14 protein-coding genes are annotated in these 17,063 nt (G+C 68.5%); 3 read left to right on the forward strand and 11 right to left on the reverse strand.

Annotated features, from left to right (window positions below; translation table 11 throughout):
- Positions 1–15 precede the first annotated feature (15 nt).
- Both ACH438_RS02085 and ACH438_RS02090 read left to right on the forward strand, forming a co-directional pair.
- Complete coding sequence (locus ACH438_RS02085; protein WP_397000156.1) at positions 16–963, forward strand: ATP-binding cassette domain-containing protein; 948 nt, start codon at positions 16–18, stop codon at positions 961–963.
- Positions 960–1,739 carry an ABC transporter permease gene (locus tag ACH438_RS02090; protein WP_397000158.1) on the forward strand — a complete coding sequence of 260 codons (780 nt, stop codon included), beginning with the start codon at positions 960–962 and terminating at the stop codon, positions 1,737–1,739. The genes ACH438_RS02085 and ACH438_RS02090 overlap by 4 nt, the downstream gene beginning before the upstream one ends.
- Here ACH438_RS02090 and ACH438_RS02095 read toward each other — a convergent pair.
- The 5 genes from ACH438_RS02095 to ACH438_RS02115 all read right to left on the reverse strand — a co-directional run bounded on the left by ACH438_RS02095 (position 1,723) and on the right by ACH438_RS02115 (position 9,812).
- Positions 1,723–4,851: a BTAD domain-containing putative transcriptional regulator gene (locus ACH438_RS02095; protein ID WP_397000160.1), complete on the reverse strand. Its 3,129-nt coding sequence runs from the start codon at positions 4,849–4,851 to the stop codon at positions 1,723–1,725. The genes ACH438_RS02090 and ACH438_RS02095 overlap by 17 nt on opposite strands.
- 78 nt (positions 4,852–4,929) lie before the next feature.
- Complete coding sequence (locus tag ACH438_RS02100) at positions 4,930–5,721, reverse strand: SDR family oxidoreductase (RefSeq protein WP_397000162.1); 792 nt, start codon at positions 5,719–5,721, stop codon at positions 4,930–4,932.
- Between the two features lie 22 nt (positions 5,722–5,743).
- Complete coding sequence (locus ACH438_RS02105; protein ID WP_397000164.1) at positions 5,744–6,352, reverse strand: TenA family protein; 609 nt, start codon at positions 6,350–6,352, stop codon at positions 5,744–5,746.
- A gap of 87 nt (positions 6,353–6,439) precedes the next feature.
- Positions 6,440–7,903 carry an MDR family MFS transporter gene (locus ACH438_RS02110; RefSeq protein ID WP_397000166.1) on the reverse strand — a complete coding sequence of 488 codons (1,464 nt, stop codon included), beginning with the start codon at positions 7,901–7,903 and terminating at the stop codon, positions 6,440–6,442.
- A 301-nt stretch (positions 7,904–8,204) separates the two neighbouring features.
- Positions 8,205–9,812 (reverse strand): amidohydrolase, encoded by a 1,608-nt coding sequence (locus ACH438_RS02115; protein WP_397000168.1) that lies wholly within the window; start codon positions 9,810–9,812, stop codon positions 8,205–8,207.
- Positions 9,813–10,015: 203 nt separating this feature from the next.
- Here ACH438_RS02115 and ACH438_RS02120 point away from each other — a divergent pair, with 203 nt between their 5' ends.
- Complete coding sequence (locus ACH438_RS02120) at positions 10,016–10,948, forward strand: NADP-dependent oxidoreductase (protein ID WP_397000170.1); 933 nt, start codon at positions 10,016–10,018, stop codon at positions 10,946–10,948.
- A 9-nt stretch (positions 10,949–10,957) separates the two neighbouring features.
- Here the strand turns inward: ACH438_RS02120 and ACH438_RS02125 are convergent, their stop codons facing one another.
- The 6 genes from ACH438_RS02125 to eno form a co-directional block, all read right to left on the reverse strand.
- A complete protein-coding gene (locus ACH438_RS02125; RefSeq protein ID WP_397000172.1) occupies positions 10,958–11,866 on the reverse strand; it encodes a LysR family transcriptional regulator in 909 nt (302 codons plus the stop codon).
- 7 nt (positions 11,867–11,873) lie between these two features.
- Entirely contained in the window at positions 11,874–13,340 is a 1,467-nt protein-coding gene (locus tag ACH438_RS02130) for a peptide MFS transporter (protein ID WP_397000174.1), read from the reverse strand.
- A 135-nt stretch (positions 13,341–13,475) separates the two neighbouring features.
- Positions 13,476–14,435, reverse strand: coding sequence for an exopolyphosphatase (locus ACH438_RS02135; protein WP_397000176.1), 960 nt, complete (start codon positions 14,433–14,435; stop codon positions 13,476–13,478).
- The gene (locus ACH438_RS02140; RefSeq protein ID WP_397000178.1) at positions 14,432–14,977 is read right to left on the reverse strand and encodes a DUF501 domain-containing protein; all 546 of its coding nucleotides are present in this window, start codon (positions 14,975–14,977) and stop codon (positions 14,432–14,434) included. The genes ACH438_RS02135 and ACH438_RS02140 overlap by 4 nt, the downstream gene beginning before the upstream one ends.
- Positions 14,974–15,630, reverse strand: a complete 657-nt coding sequence (locus ACH438_RS02145; RefSeq protein ID WP_397000180.1) for a septum formation initiator family protein — start codon at positions 15,628–15,630, stop codon at positions 14,974–14,976. Before ACH438_RS02145 ends, ACH438_RS02140 begins: the two co-directional genes overlap by 4 nt.
- A 52-nt stretch (positions 15,631–15,682) precedes the next feature.
- Positions 15,683–16,969 (reverse strand): phosphopyruvate hydratase, encoded by a 1,287-nt coding sequence (gene eno, locus ACH438_RS02150; protein WP_397000182.1) that lies wholly within the window; start codon positions 16,967–16,969, stop codon positions 15,683–15,685.
- Positions 16,970–17,063 lie beyond the last annotated feature (94 nt).

A 17,063-nucleotide genomic window follows, 5' to 3' on the forward strand; every position in this document is an offset into this window, starting at 1 on the left:
GCGAAAGTACTGGACATGAACAACACAGCAATCGCAGCCTCGGGGTTGCGGAAAGCCTATGGGGACAAAGTCGTTCTCGACGGGATCGATTTGAATGTCGAGGCCGGGACGATCTTTTCCCTGCTCGGTCCGAATGGGGCCGGTAAGACTACTGCGGTCAATGTGCTGACCACGCTGTTGAAGGCGGATGGTGGCACTGCCTTTGTCGGCGGGCACGATATCGCCAGCGAGACGAAGGCCGTTCGGAAGGCGATCGGGGTGACCGGGCAGTTCGCGGCGGTCGACGACCTGCTGACCGGTGCGGAGAACCTGCGGTTGATGGCGGATCTGCACCGGTTGCGGGGTGCGGAGAGCAAGCGGGTTGTCGGCAATCTGCTGGAGCGGTTCGATCTGGTCGAAGCCGCGGGGAAGATGGCTTCGACGTACTCCGGCGGCATGCGCCGCAAGCTGGATCTGGCGATGACGCTGGTCACGCGGCCGGAGATCGTGTTCCTGGACGAGCCGACCACCGGACTGGACCCGCGCAGCCGCCGCACCATGTGGGACATCGTCCGCGACCTGACCGCCGACGGCGTCACCATCTTCCTCACCACCCAGTATCTGGAGGAGGCCGATCAGCTGGCCGATCGGATCGCCGTCCTGGACCAGGGACATCTGGTCGCCGAGGGCACCCCGGACGAGCTCAAGCGGCGCATTCCCGGCAGCCACATCCGGCTGCGCTTCACCGCCGGCGCCGAACTGGAAGCGGCGGAACGGATTCTGCCCGGATCCAGCCGCGACGAGGACCCGCTGACCCTGCAGGTTCCCGGCAACGGCGGCACGAAGTCCCTGCGGGACTTGCTGAATCGACTGGACGACCACGGCATCGACGCCGCGGACGTCTCCATCCACACCCCTGATCTCGATGATGTTTTCTTCGCCCTGACCGGCCACGCCACCACCTCCGAGGAAGTCGCACAATGAGCACCGTCACCGCCCCCAACGCCCTGTCCACGTCGCTGGCCGATTCGTCGATCATGTTGCGGCGCAACTTCAAGCACACCGCCCGCACACCCGTCACCATCTTCAATGCCGCGCTGATGCCGGTCGTGATGATGCTGATCTTCGTCTACGTCTTCGGCAGCGCCTTCAATGTCGGCGAGAAGTACATCGACTACGCGCTGCCCGGCATGATCCTGTTGGCCGTCAGCTACGGACTCTCGTCCACGGCCGTCGCGGTCAACTCCGATATGACCCGGGGCATCATCAACCGTTTCAAGGTCATGGACGTCTCCCGGGGCGCCGTCCTGACCGGGCACGTCATCGCCACCATGGTGACGATCGCCATCTCCTCGGCGACCGTCATCGGCGTCGGCTTCGCCCTCGGATTCCGTTCCCCCGCAACGCTGCTGGACTGGGCCGGCGCGATCGGCATCATCGCCGCCACCGCCTTCGCCACCTCCTGGCTGACCGTGGCCATGGGCCTGTTCGCCAAGACCCCGGAGTCCGCGGGCCTGACCACGGTGCCGCTGATCATGCTGCCCTTCGTCAGCAGCGCGGTGGTCCCGGCACACCAGATGGGCCAGGGCATCCGGCAGTTCGCCGAATACCAGCCCTTCACCCCGATCATCGAGTCCCTGCGCGGACTGCTGACCGGGCACCCGTCCGGCGGCTACACCGCCGCCGCGCTGGCCTGGTGCGCCGGCATCGCCCTGGTCGGCTACCTGTGGTCGCGGGCCACGTTCAACAAGCGAGCGTGATCGAGACCAACTCATGCCAGCTCGACTGCGCACCCGCCCGCATCGCCTCGGTGAACTCCGGTTCCCCGAGGCGATTTCGCGTTTCCTGCTCGATGCGCGCGATATCCGGCTGCGACCGATCCGGCAGGCCGCGCGCCACATCCGCGGCCGCGAGCAGTTGCGCGGCCCGCTCGTACTGTTCCTCCCGCAAGGCCAGATCCGCGATGCCGACGATCACCCGCGCGATCAAGGGCGCATGCCCCGCCTCGGACGCCGCCTCGAAGGCCACGACACGATGCTCGCGAGCCGCTTCGACGCTGTCGGCGAGATACCCGAGCAGATCATGGTTCATCGCACGGATATTCGGCCACTTCAGATCCAGCAGCCCGGTCGCGATGCCGAGCTGCCGATGCGCCTCCGCATTGTCGCCCTGCCAGCGCGCCAGCTCCGCCTTCGCAAGCGCCAACTCGGCCAGCGTATTCGGCCACGCGACCCGCTCCGCACCGTGTTGCGCCTCGGCCATGGCGGCGGCGCTCGCCTCCGCATCACCCAGCAGCCAGTGCAGCTGCGCCTGCCGCGACCGCATGCGGATCAGGTCCTCGACCGCGCCGACCTCGGTGACCACCGCGATCGCCTGCTCGAAAAGCTCGATGGCAGCGGCGAACTCGCCGCGCACGGCGATCCGGTCCGCGGTCTCGGTCAGCGCGAACGAGATTCCCCACCGTTCGCCCAGTCCCCGGAATTCGGCGAGCGCCGTCTCGAGGTACTCGTCCGCGTCCCGCCCTTGCTGACCGAGCACGATCCGCATCTTGCCGAGCAGCAACCGGGCCAGCGCCTGCACCCACGGATCCGGATCGGTGAGCAAGGGTTCGAACGCGGGCAGCACCGCGTCCGGCCCGTTCATCATGTTCTTCAGCGCGACCACGAACTGCTGCGCCGGATGCGCGGACCGGCTGTGCAGGCTGAACTCGTAGGCCTTCGCGATCCACTCCCCCACCTGATGCTCGTCACTCGGCCCGGTGGACAGGAAGTGCACGACCATCCCGTAGACCGTGGCCAGCGCGTCGGCGTCGGCTTCGCCGGGCGTCCCGGTGGCGGCGGTGATCAGTTCCATGCCCTCGGCCTTGCGCCCGCCGAGCCACCAGTACCAGCCGGCCTGCGCCGCGAGCCCCATGGCCCCGGCGCCGTCACCCGCGGCGACCGCACCACGCATGGCCGCGGCGATATTGTCGTGCTCGACTTCGAGCGCGGCGAGCCATTCCAGCTGTTCCGCGCGCCGCAGATGCGGTTCCGCGGTCGCCGCGAATCCGGTGAAGTAGGCGAGATGCGCGGCGCGCGCGGCCTCGGATTCGCCCGCCTCCGCCAGCCGATCCCGGGAGTACTCCTTGATGGTCTCCAGCATCCGGAAGCGCGGGCCGCCGTCCCCCACGATGGACAGCAGCGATTTCTCGGTCAGCGAGGTCAGCAATTCGAGCACCTCCCACTGCTCGACCGACCCGTCGTCGCCGTAACCCGCTCCCGCGCAGACCTGTTCGGCCGCGTCCAGGCCCGCACCGCCGGCGAATACCGAAAGCCTGCGCAGCACAATCTTTTCCGGCTCGGTGAGCAGCTCCCAGCTCCAGTCCACCACCGCGCGCAGGGTCCGGTGCTGCGGCAGCGCGGTCCGGCTGCCGCCGGTGAGCAATCGGAACCGGTCGTCGAGGCGATTGGCCAGTTGCTCGAGCGACATGGTCCGCAAGCGGGCCGCGGCGAGTTCGATGGCCAGCGGAATCCCGTCCAGCGCCCGGCAGATCCGCGCCATGCTCGACAGCGTCTGCGCGTCGGCCACCAGATCCTTGCGCACGGCGCCGGCCCGATCCCGCAGCAACTGCACCGCCGGGGAGGACTCGATCGCGCCCGCATCCGCGGCCGCGGCCGGCAGCGCCAGCGGCTCGACCTGCCACAGCGCCTCACCGGTGATGCCGAGCGGTTCCCGGCTCGTCGCGAGGATGCGCAGCTGCCGGCATTCCCCGAGCACCCGGTGCGCGAACGCCGCCGCGGATTCGATCACATGCTCGCAGTTGTCCAGGATCAGCAGCATTTCGCGCTCGCGGATGGCGGCTACGAGGCGGTCGATCGGTTCCGCATCCGCCGTGCCGCCGAGCAGCGCATCCCGCAGCCCGAGCGCGGCGAGCGCCGACTGCGCGATATCCGCGCTCACGCCCACGGACGACAGTTCCACCAGCCACGCCCCGTCCGGCAGCTCACCCAGCAGGGTGCGCGCGGTTTCCAGCGCCAGCCGGGTCTTCCCCGAACCGCCGGGCCCGCTCACCGTGGTGAGCCGATGCTCGCCCACGAGTTTCCGCACCGCGGCGACATCGTCCTGCTTGCCGACGAAGGTGGTCAGCTCGGCCCGCAGATTGGTCTTGCGGTCTTCCTGCTGCTGCACGCCCAATTCGCCGCGCAACAGCGAAACATGCAGGGCCGACAGCTCCGGCGACGGGTCCACGCCCAGTTCGTCGGCGAGCGCCTCGCGGGCGCGCTGGTACACGGTCAGCGCCTCGGTGCCCCGGCCCGCGGCGGCGAGCGCCCGGATCAGCGCGGCGACGAGTCGTTCCCGGACCGGGTGCCGGGCCACCAGTTCGGTCAGCTCGGTGACCACCTGCGGGCCGCGGCCGAGGCGGATCTCCACCTCGTAGCGATCCTCGAGCGCGCTCAGGTGCAGGGCCTCGAACCGGGTGACCACCGCCTCGAAGGCGGCGTTCTCCGGCAGCTCGATGTCCTGCATGGCGGTGCCGCGCCACAGTTCCAGGGCCGCGCGCAGCAACCGCGCCCGTTGCAGGTCCTCGCTGTCGCGGGCCTGGTCGACGAGCTGTTCGAACCGCACGGCGTCGACCGCCTCGGGCGCCACGGTCAGCCGATAGCCGCCCGCCTGCACCTCGATCGATCCCGCGGGCAGCGCCCGCCGCAGCCGGGAGACCAAGGCCTGCAAGGCGTTCGCCGCGTCGGCGGGCGGCTGCTCGCCCCAAATCCAGTCGACCAGCTTCGCTTTCGACACCGCGCGGCCGGGTTCCAGCCCGAGGGCAATCACCAGCGCGCGTAACCGGGTGCCCGGCACCTCCACCGAACCGCCGTCGTCCGAGCGAATTTCCAACGGCCCAAGCATCCCGATCTGCACCAGGACCATTCTGCCGTGCCCGAGCACCGCTCGTCAGACCGACCGGTCTGCGTATTACCGCCAGAACAGATCACCGACGACGGCGGCTTCCGAACCGCCGTCCGCGAAGATGACCTGACCCGTCACAAAACGGTTCTCGACGCTGCCCAGCCAGCAGATGAGTTCGGCCACCCATTCCGGGCGGCCGGGGAAGCCGCCGAACGGTTGCGGGGCAGCCGCTTCCACCTGCCTGCGGATGTTGTCGTCGGCAAGCAGCGCGGCCGCGGCAGGCGTATCGACGACACCCGGGGCCACGATATTCAGGGCGATACCGGAACCACCCCATTCGGGAGTCGAAGCCTGCCTGCGCACCCAGCGGTTCAAGGCGCGCTTCGCGATGCCGTAACCGCCGGTCGGGCCGCCCGCCGCCGGATTCGCCTCCAGCAGACCGACCGCGACGGCCTCGTCACCGTCGAGGCAGGCCTGCACGATGGGTTCGCCCACCGGCTCCAGCGAAGCCGTCGAGGAGACTGCCACCGCGCGAGGCGCGGAACTCTGCGCCAGCAGCGGCCGCAACCCCGCCAAGGTGGCGACGGCGCCGAAGTAGTTCGTCTGCAGCGGAGCGGTTTTGCCGCCGCCGGCGATGGCCAGCACCGCGTCGATCGGCCCGTACGCGGTCACCTCGTCCACCAGCGACCGCCGGCCCTCCGGCGTGGACAGATCGGCCCGGATATCGGCATTGTCGAGATCGCAACCGATCACCTCGGCGCCACGCTCGCGCAGCAGCGCGGCGGTCGCCGCGCCGATGCCGGAGGCCGACCCGGTGACCACATATGTCCGACCGGCGTACCCTGCGTGCGATTCCATCGCATCCTCTCTCTTGCTGTCGCTAGTCGGGGACGTTCCAGAAGTCCAGTTCGTGGCGCATGCCTTGCAGGAAAAGGGTTTCCGCGCGAACCGGGTCGGGAGCCGCCTCGTCGAGCATATGTGCGCAGCGCCGGGTGAGCGCCGCGAAGGCCGGGTCGGAATAGGTTTCGATCCACCGCCGATACCGAGGATCCGGCGGCATGTTCTCGGCGAGAATCGCGCCGAGAGTCGAATAACCCCACATACAGGGATAGAGAGCGGCCAGTCCGTCGGCATAGGAAGCGGCCGAATCCAGCAGGAAGGCCGTATACGCCTGGCACGGCCCGCCTTTCACCGCGCCGTCGAGGTCGGCCCCGAATTCCGCGGCGAGCGAACGATGCAGCGAGAGTTCATCGTGGTAGGTGGCGTGCGCGAGATCCACCAGATCGGCCAGATGCGCATCGGGCGCCTGCCAAGCCAGTCGGGAGAACACCCGGACATAGTCGAGCAGGAACAGATAATCCTGTTCCAGCCAGGACTGGAAGACCGGATCGGGCAGGTCACCGCGCGCGATCCCGGCCACCGTGGGATGGGCCAGCTGCTGCTCGATCAGTGGTCGGCCGGACTGCTCCAGCTGCGACGAAAGGCTCATGCCTACAGTCAAGCAGCAGGCCCCCGGCAATTGCCGGGGGCCTGCGTCACCACCGGAATCCCTGATCCCGCAACGGGATCCGGAATCTCAGTCCTTCACGAGCTCTGGAAGCTCGTCCTCCACGACCACCGCCTCCACGGGCGACTCGGCCCGGTTGGGCAGCAGGATCGCCATGGCGATCACCAGCAGCGCCAGCACCGCCGAGACCGCGAAGGCGAGCCGCATGCCGGTCAGGTTCGCGTGCAGCGGATCCACCCCGTGCCGCTCCAGCGTATTGGCGCGCGAGGACATGATCGTCACCACCAGCGCGGTGCCGAGCGCCGCGGCCACCTGTTGCAGCGTGGCCAGCATCGAACTGCCGTGGGAGTACAGATGCATCGGCAGCGCCCCCAGGCCCAGCGTGAACACCGGGGTGAAGGCGGCGGCCAGCGAGATCATCAGCAGCACGTGCAGCGCCACCAGCTGCCAGTACGGCATGCTCAGCGTGATCTGGGTGAATCCGGCCAGGGCGGCGGCAATGCCGATCGAACCGGGAATCACCAGCACGCGCCCGCCGAAGCGGTCGAACAGCCGGCCGACGGTCGGGCCCAGCAGACCCATGGCCAGCCCGCCCGGCATGACCAGCAGACCGGTCTGCAACGGCGAGAGGCCGCGCAGATTCTGCAGGTACAGCGGCAGCAGGATCATCGAGCCGAGCATGGCCAGGAAGGCCACGGCCATCAGCACCAGCGCCTTGGCGTAGGTGGAGGACAGCAGCACCCGCAGATCCAGCAGCGGCGAACCGGTGCGCTGCAGGCGGAGCTGCCGCAGCGCGAAGGCCGCGATCAGGACGACACCCGCGACCACGATCACCACCGGCGTGGTGATGCTGCCGTCGCCGAACCGGCTCAGGCCGAACACCAGGCCACCGAAGCCGAGCGCCGAGAGCACCACACTCAGCCAGTCGACCGAACCGGTCTGCGGCTCCCCGATGTTCTCCAGATTGCGCAGGCCGAACCAGGTGACGCCGGCGGCGATGGGCAGTACGAACACGAACAGCCAACGCCACGAACCCAGTTGCAGCACCAGCCCGGAAATGACCGGTCCCATGGCCGGCGCGACCGAGATGGCGAGCGTGACATTGCCCATGACCCGACCGCGATCGTGCTCGGGCACCACCGTCATGAGGGTGGTCATCAGCAGCGGCATCATCACCGCGGTACCGCAGGCCTGCACCACCCGGCCCGCCAGCAGCACCTCGAACGAGGGCGCGACGGCGGCCAGCGCGGTGCCGGCCAGGAACACGCACATGGCCAGCGCGTAGGCGCGGCGGGTGGTGACCCGCTGCAGGAACCAGCCGGTAATCGGAATGACGGACGCCATGGTCAGCATGAACGCGGTCGAAACCCATTGCGCCGTGCGGTCGGTGACGTTCAGATCTACCATCAGGCGCGGGATCGCATTGATCATGATGGTCTCGTTGAGGATCACCACGAAGGTTGCTAGCACCAGCAGCCGGATGACTGTCGGAGTCCGCCGCCCGGTAGGCGCGGCGGATAGTTCGGCGGACATCGGATACCTCCGGGGCGAGAAAGTCGGACTACGAGCGACGCGATGACCGAGGCGCCACATCACATGAGACGGGGATGCCGCGGTCAACTCATCGGTCGCGCGACAGTATTCCCTGTCCCACAGCCCGAGGGCCATCCGATATTCCGCCCCGGACGGGCCGTTATCCGGGCGAAACCGCCTGGTCACCAGCCGGTCTCACCGGCCGCGAGCGCAGGCGGTGAGCCTGGTCACAGACTTCCGGATGGAAAGAATTCACTCCTTATATACAGGCGCCATCTACGTGTACAGACGCCCTCTACGGTCAGGCGCGATGCACGATGCGGCCACCGATGACGGTGCACGCGGGCTGCAGATCGGCCAACTCCTCCGGCGTCGCGACAGTCGGATCGACGTCCCACACGGTGAGGTCCGCCAGGCGCCCCGGCGTGAGCGCGCCACGCAGCTCCGATTCGCCCAGCAGAGCAACGGAATTGGTGGTGTGCAGCGCGATCGCCTCGGGCACCGTGATCGCGTGCTCGGGCCCGCGCACGCCGGTCACGGTCTGCCGGGTGACCATGCCCCACACCGAGCGCATCGCCCCGTACGACCCCACCGGATAATCCGATCCGCCCGTGACCAGCGCACCCTCGTCGATCCACTGCCGCGCCGGGAACAGCGAGCTCACCCGCTCCGGACCCCAGTACGTGTCCTCGATCCGCGCGACATCGTGCAGCAGCGGCTGCTGAATGGTGACCGGAATACCCAGGCGCACAGCGCGTTCCCGCAGCGCGGCATCGGTGAGGCCGCCGTGCTCCATCACCAGCGCCCCGGCGGGCAGGGCCGGATGACGTTGCCGGAGTTCGGCATAGATATCGAGCAGCGTCTCCACCGCACGATCGCCGTAGGCGTGGGTGCCGACCCGCCAGCCGCGCCGCAGCACCCGATCCATGGCCTCGGTGAGCTCGTCCGGCTTCCAGGTCAGATAGCCGAAGAAACTGTGATCGCAGGCGTAGGGATCACGGGTCGCGCCCGCCTCGATCCCGCCGTCCAGCCCGAACTTCACACCCCACACCGACAGCCACGGACCGGGCAGGTACCGCCACTGCTCGAGCCGGTCCAGCAGGGCATCCACGCTGTCCGCGTCGGCGAGGCCGAGGGCGGAAGCCATGGCCCGCACCCGCACTCCGAGCGCGCCCTGCTGCTGCGCCCGATACAGGATGCCGAGATCGTCGACCGGCACCATGGCGTCCCGTACCAGGCCGATGCCCTTGGCGGCGTAATCCGCGGTGGCGGCGCGCAATCCGTCGATGCGCTGCTCCGGGGTGGCGGCGGGCAGCAGCCGGGCCACCAGCGGAATCGCATTGTCCTGCAACAGCCCGGTGAGACCGTCGGCGTCCCGGCCAAGGTGCCCGCCCGCCGGATCGGGGGTATCGGCCGTGAGCCCGGCCGACTCGAGCGCCCGGTGGTTGACAACGACATTGTGGCCGCCGCGCATCAGATACACCGGGTGATCGACCGTGGCGGTATCGAGTTCGGCGGCGGTCGGGAAACGCCGTTCCGGCAGGTTGATCTCCTGCCAGTTGGCGGTGGTGCGGATCCACTCCCCCGGCGGCGTGCGCCCGGCACGCTCCCGGATCATGGCGAGCAGTTCCGGAATATCGCGGGCCAGGTGCACCGGCACATCGTGCGCGCTGTTGCCGGCGATGATCAGGTGCGTATGCGTGTCGTCGAAGGTCGGCAGCACCGCGGCGGCCGGGCGGTCGATCACCTCGGTGCCGTCCCCGATCAGCTCGTCGAGGCCGTTCGGCGTGTCCGCCACCGCCACGATCCGGTCGCCGCGCACGGCCAGCGCCCGCTGCGCCGGCTGCCCGGGCACCAGCGTGTGAATCGCGCCCGCGCGCACCACCAGATCGGCTGCCCCGCTCGTCATGGACCACTCCTTCGCTGTCGGATACCGACCCGACGTTACGGACGGCGGCAGGCGCCCGCCAGCATCCGGACGGCCCCTTTTTCCTGCCCCGCCGGCCCCGGATCGGCCCGCCGCCCGGCAGGCCCGGGCGGCCGCCCCGAATGGCCTGATGCCCAGCGCATTCCGGTGCGAGGATGGACAGCGATACGCGTAGAGGAGCAGCCGTGAAAGCGATCATCCAGCACACCGTGGGCGGACCCGAGGTCCTCGAACTCGCCGAGGTCGAGCGACCCACGCCGATTCCGACCGAAGTACTGGTGCGGGTGCACGCCGCCGGGGTCAATCCCATCGACGTCGGGGTGCGCTCCGGGCAGGCGCGGTTCCTGGGCGAGCCACCGTTCACCGTCGGCTGGGATCTCTCCGGCGTGGTCGAGGAGCTGGTGCCGGGCGTGACCCGGTTCGAGATCGGCGACGAGGTCTACGGCATGCCGGCCTTCCCGCACGCGGCGAGCGCGTACGCCGAATACGTGACCGCGCCGTCCCGGCAGCTGGCCCGCAAGCCCCGCAATCTCAGCCACATCCAGTCCGCCGCACTGCCATTGGCGGGCTTGACGGCCTGGCAGGGCCTGGCCGACACCGCGCGACTCGAACCCGGCCAGCGGGTGCTGATCCACGGCGGTGGCGGCGGCGTCGGGCATCTCGCGGTGCAGATCGCGAAAGCGCTGGGCGCACAGGTCATCACGACGGCCAGCGCCGGGAAACGGGAGTTCGTCGCCGGACTCGGCGCCGACGAGATCATCGACTATCACGCCACGGATTTCACCGAGGTCCTGCACGATCTGGACGTCGTGTTCGACACCGTCGGCGGCGACAACGGCCCGCGCTCGATCGAGGTGCTGCGGCCGGGCGGCATGCTGGTATCCACGGTGGGCCGCAATGACTTCGCGCTGCGCGACCGGACCGTCGCCGCCGGGCGCCGGTTCGCCGGTCTCACGGTGGAACCCGATCGCGTCGGCTTGGAGGCGATGACCGAGCTGGCCGAGGCGGGCAAGCTGGTACCGCATGTGGAGCAGGTGCTGCCACTGGCCGAGGCCGCCAAGGCGCACGAATTGCTCGAATCCCGCAGCGGGCGCGGCAAGATCGTGCTCACTCTCTGATCGCGGGGGTCAGGCCGGGGCGGAGAAGCTCCTCCGGAGCAGATCACGCGCCGCATCGTCGAAGGCGCGGATGCGAGGCGATTCGGCGCCGGTGCGCCAGATGAGGCCCCACTTCAGCGGCGGCGCATCGCGAATCGGCACATAGACAATATCCGGCCGGACGTGATAGCGCCGCGCCTGCGCGCCGACCGGGAAGACGCCGTGGCCCGTCCCGACCAGGGTGAGTATCTCGTCGAAGGTATCCGCGGAGCGCCCGAGCCGGATCGGGTGACCCGCCGGAGTCGTGCTCGGAGTGCGGTCGGCGCGTAGCGATTCCGGCAGGGTGTCGGGCAATTGGAGCACCGTCATCCGGGCCAGATCCTCGAGCGAGATCGAATGTTCCTGCGCGAAGGGATGATCCGCGGCCACCGCCAGCAGGCGGGGCTCCGATACCAGCACCGAGCCCTGCGTCAACCCCGGCTCCTCGATCGGCAGGGTACTGAGCGCGATATCCAGTTCGCCCCCGAGCAGCCAGAGCGTGAGCTCACGGAGCCGGACCTCACGCAACTGGACATCGCAGTCCGGCAGCCGTTTCCGGAAGAAATCGGAGATCCGGGTCAGCAGCAGTCCGCTCGCCGGGCCGTCGAAGGCGACCCGCACCGTTCCGGTCAGCGCGTGCGCGGCGACCATGGCGCGTTGCACGACCACGCCCACCTGGTCCCAGGCGGGCGTCAGCTCGACGTACAGCTGCTTGCCGATGGAGGTGAGTTCGACCCGGCGCACGGTGCGATCGAACAGCGGAACCCCTATCCGCTGTTCCAGTCTCGTAATGATCCGCCCGACCCTGGCCGTCGATATCCGCAATCGCTCGGCCGTCCGGCCGAAGTGCAACTCCGCAGCCAGGGTCAGGAACGTCTCGATCTCGTACCGCTCCAGCATGTACCTATTAGTGCACGCCTTCCATCTGGCGGCTCACGAACGGAGCCAACAGCCAGACGATCACGCCGACCACGATGGCCACCACACCGGTGATGCCGAAGTAGGCCAGCTCGTTCGACGGGTGATAGAACTTCGACAGCACGCCCGACATCGAGGTGCCGATGCCGACGGAGAAGAAGTAGAGCGCCATCATCTGCGCGCGGAAGGCGTTGGGGGCCAGCTTGGTCGTGACGGCCAGGCCGATCGGCGACAGCAGCAGTTCGGAGATGGCGAACCCGCCGAGCACCACGAACACGAACAGGATCGGCACCGACTTGCCGTGCGAGCCGGAGAAGAGGGTGAACAGCAGGAAGGCCGCACCCATGCCGACCACGCCCAGCGCGAACTTGCGTGGCGTGCTCGGCGCGCGATTGCCCAGCCGGGTCCACAGGATGGCGAACAGCGGCGACAGCGCGATGATCCACACCGGCTCCATGGAACCGATCCAGTTGGAGGGCGCGGTCCAGCCGAAGACATCCCAGTCGATGCGCTCGTCGGAGTACACCGCGAGCACGGTGAACATCTGCTGGAACAGCGACCAGAACACGGCATTCGCGACGAACAGCGGAATGAAGGCGCGCACCCGGGTGCGTTCCAGGGCATCCACCTTGGGGCTGGTCAGCATGATCGCGAAGTAGGCGATGGAGGCCACCACGATCACGCCGGTGGTGACATTCGGCAGGCTGTTCAGGGTCAGCAGCTTGGTCGCCCAGGCGGCCGCCACCAGCACGATGACACCCGCCAGCGCGGCGACCGCCTTGGGAGCCGCGGTGCGCGGCAACGGGTTCGGCACCTCACGGCCGTGCGTGCCGAGATTGCGGCGGAACACCACGTACTGGGTCAGGCCCAGCGCCATGCCGACGGCCGCGGCGCCGAAACCCCAGTGGAAGCCCACATTCGACTGCAGCACGCCGGTGATCAGCGGGCCGGCGAAGGCGCCGGTATTGATGCCCAGATAGAAGAGGGTGAAGCCGCCGTCCGCGCGGGCGTCGCCCTTCTCGTACAGGGTGCCCAGCAGCGAGGAGGCGTTCGCCTTGAGTGCGCCGGAGCCCAGCGCGATGGCGACCAGGCCGACCGCGACGCCGGCCAGGCCGGGAATCAATGCCAAGGCGATATGACCGGCCATGACCACCACACCGCCGTAGAGCACGGTGCGTTCCATACCGAGCACGCGGTCGGCAATCCAGCCGCCGAGCACGGTGGAGAGGTACACCAGGCCGCCGTAGGCGCCGACGATGCCGGTGGCGGTGGCCTTGTCCATGCCCAGGCCACCGTCGGTGACCGAGTAGTACAGGTAGTAGCCGAGGATGGTGAGCATGCCGTAGAACGAGAAACGTTCCCACAACTCGACGCCGAACAGATTCGCGAGGCCGATGGGATGTCCGAACAGTGTGCGTTCGGTGCTCGGTTTCGCGTCGTGTGCTACTCCTGACATAACGGAGACCTTCCCATAAGGCGCAATCCGACAGCAACCTCAGAAGTTGACTCTCGTCACATTCCGGGGTGCGCAGTTCGGGTGTAATGCACCAAACAAGACCGCTCAGTTTGCCACAGGTTCACCACCGGGCATTCACGCGATGGACAGAGCGATACCGTCCAGGATGTCGTGCTCGCTCACGATCAGCTCCGAGATACCCGCGCGACGAGCCAATTCATCGGCCAGCACCTCGGTGATCACCGCACCGCCGCCGATCACATCCACCCGGCCCGGATGCATGGGACCCAGCGCCGCCCGCTCGTCATGGTTCATGGCGATCAGCCGATCACAGACGGCGCGCACCTCGCTCAACGGGAGCCGGGTGAGATGCACCTTCTCCGAATCGTATTCGGGCAGATCCAGCGCCACCGCCGCCAGCGTGGTCATGGTGCCCGCGACACCGACCCAGGTGTGCGCACGCTCCACCGGCACCACGCCGAAAGCCTGCGCCAGGCGTTCGGAAGCGAAGAAACGCGCGGAGGCGACCTCCTCGCGGGTAGGCGGATTGCCGTGCAGGCAGCGCTCGGTGATCCGGACACAACCGATATCGGCGGAGTAGGCGGACTGCACGCCGGTGCTGTCACCCAGCACCACCTCGGTGGAACCGCCGCCCAGGTCCACGACCACGAAAGGCCCGTCCGCACTGGACAACTCGCCGACCGCGCCGGCGAAGGACAGCCGCGCCTCCTCGTCACCGGTGATGACCTCGGCCTGCGCGCCCGGCACCACCCGGCCCAGCTCCACGCCGGTCATGGTGAAGAAATCCTCGCGATTACTCGCATCACGAGTGGCGGAGGTGGCGACCATGCGCACCTTCGTCACGCCGTGCTCGATCATGAGATCCACGTAATCGTGCAGCGCGAGCCGGGTGCGCTCGATGGCCTCGGGATTGAAGGCGCCCGTGGCGTCCACGCCCTGACCCAGCCGCACGATCCGCATCTCGCGACGCACATCGGTGAGATGCGGTGCGCCCGAAACACTCTCGGCGACATCGGCGATCAGCAGCCGGATGGAATTGGTGCCGCAGTCGATACCGGCGATCCGCTCGGTCATTGAAAGCTTCCCTCGTATTTCGGCCAATCGGCCGGGATGGCCTTGCCGCGCAGGCCGTGCTCGGCGGCCAGCGCCACCGCCTCGTCACCGAGCGGATTCACACCCGGGCCCTTGGCCAGCGCATGCGCGATGAGCACGTGCAGGCACTTCACCCGGTCCGGCATGCCGCCGCCCGCGAAATCGGTGCCCAGATCCTCGATCTCATTGCGCTCGGCCAGGTAGCCCTCGTAGGCCGCGCGGTAGGCGGCGGCCAATTCGGTGTCCTGGGCGAGCCTTTCGGTCATGTCCTTCATGATGCCCGTGGTCTCCAACCGGCTCGCCTCGGCGGTGAGCCGGGGGTCGGTCAGGTAGAACAGGGTCGGAAAGGGCGTGCCGTCAGGCAGTTTGGGGGCCGTCTTCACGACGGCGGGGAGGCCGTCCGGGGTGCGATACGCGATGGCGAGAACGCCTCGGGGAGCCCGGCCGAGTTGTTCGGCGACGATCTCGAGATCCCGTTCGGTGGGTGGGTCCCCAGGGAGGTGGCGGGCATCGGGGGCTGTCACCGAGGTTGTCCTTCCTGACTGCGGGCGGGGGCGGGGGGCGCCTGCGGGGGCGCGGGGTTCGCGGGCGGCTCGGCGGCGGACTGCGGCGACGAGATGCTGCGCCACAGTTCCGTGTACCAGGAGTCGGGCGCCCGCGGTTTGGGGGTCTGGGCGGGAATGGCGGCCTGCTCCATACCGGGGACCTGCACGATATAGGGCGTCTCGCCGGGCATCACCAGGCGCAGACGGTCACGCGCCTCCGCCTTGATGTACTGCGGATCCTGTTGCTGGGCGCGGCGATCGCGCAGACTCGCGACCTCGTTCTCCAGATCGTGCTTCTGCTCGGCCAGGGCGTGGGCGTCGGCGCGCTGCGTGAAATACGTGCGCAGCGGGACGGCCAGGGTGAGCGCGAGACCGCACAGCACGGCGGCCAGCAATACCGCGCGGCCCGTGGACAGGCCGAGGATCTTGTGTTCGTGCCGTTCCGTTTTCGCGGCCGGCTTCGACTTGGTCGTGCGGCGCTTCGCGGTCTTCGTCCCGGCGGCGGTCGTGTCCTTCTTACCGCTGGTCGACCGCGATTTCGACACCGCGGTCGCCTTGGACTTGGCGGACCGCGACGGGCGGCGGTCACTTCGTCCGGCCGGACTCGTACCGCGCGCTCGTCGCTCCGTCATCTACACACCTCGAAACTCAGCCGATCGTTTGACCTTTCGAGTTACCGATTATTCAGCCTTCGAACGCGAAACGGGGGAAGGCCACGTCACCGGCGTAGCGTGCCGAGTCGCCCAGGGCGTCCTCGATGCGCAGCAGCTGGTTGTACTTGGCGACACGCTCGGAGCGAGCGGGCGCGCCGGTCTTGATCTGGCCCGAGCCCACGGCGACCGCGAGGTCGGCGATGGTGGTGTCCTCGGTCTCGCCGGAACGGTGGCTCATCATGGTCTTGTAGCCGTTGCGGTGGGCCAGGTCGACCGCGTCCAGGGTCTCGGTCAGGGTGCCGATCTGGTTGACCTTCACCAGGAGTGCGTTGGCGGCGCCCTTGGCGATGCCCTCCTCCAGGCGCTCCGGGTTGGTGACGAACAGGTCGTCGCCGACGATCTGCACCTTGTCGCCGATCTGGTCGGTCAGGGAGACCCAGCCGTCCCAGTCGTCCTCGGACAGCGGGTCCTCGATCGACACGATCGGGTAGGAGCCGATCAGGCCGGTGTAGAACTCGGTCATCTCGGCGGCGGAGTGCAGCTTGCCCTCGAACTTGTAACCCTCACCGATGGTGTAGAACTCGGTGGCGGCCACGTCCAGGGCCAGCGCGATCTCGCTGCCCAGCTTGTAGCCGGCCTTCTCGATGGCCGAGGCGATCAGGTCCAGCGCCGCACGGGTATTGGCGACCGACGGCGCGAAACCGCCCTCGTCACCGAGACCGGTGGACAGACCCTGGGACTTCAGCACCGACTTCAGCGTGTGGTAGACCTCGGCGCCCCAGCGCAGCGCCTCCTTGAAGGTGGGCGCGCCGATGGGGGCGATCATGAATTCCTGGACGTCCACGCCGCTGTCGGCGTGCGCGCCACCATTGAGGATGTTCATCATGGGGACGGGCAGCACGTGGGCGTTCGGGCCGCCGAGGTAACGGAAGAGCTCCAGGCCCGAGGACTCGGCGGCCGCGCGGGCCACCGCCAGCGAAACACCCAGCAGGGCGTTCGCGCCCAGGCGCGACTTGTCCGGGGTGCCGTCCAGATCCAGCAGGGTCTGGTCGACGCTGCGCTGCTCCACGGCGTCCAGGCCGATGACGGCCGGCGCGATCTCGTCGAGGACGCCCTCGACGGCCTTCAGCACACCCTTGCCCTGGTAGCGGTCGCCACCGTCACGCAGCTCGACGGCTTCGTGCTCACCGGTGGACGCGCCGGAGGGCACGGCCGCGCGGGTGAGGGTGCCGTCGTCGAGAGCGATCTCGACCTCGACGGTGGGGTTGCCGCGCGAATCCAGGATCTCGCGAGCTCCGACCTGTTCGATGATGGCCACGAAACGACACTCCTTCGGCTGCTGACACGGCAGGTCGCACGGTGAACCCGTGCAGCTCCGAGCCTAGCAGTGCCTATTTGGCCCTCCGCTCCGC

The organism is Nocardia sp. NPDC020380 (genome assembly GCF_044386975.1).
Classification (GTDB): domain Bacteria; phylum Actinomycetota; class Actinomycetes; order Mycobacteriales; family Mycobacteriaceae; genus Nocardia.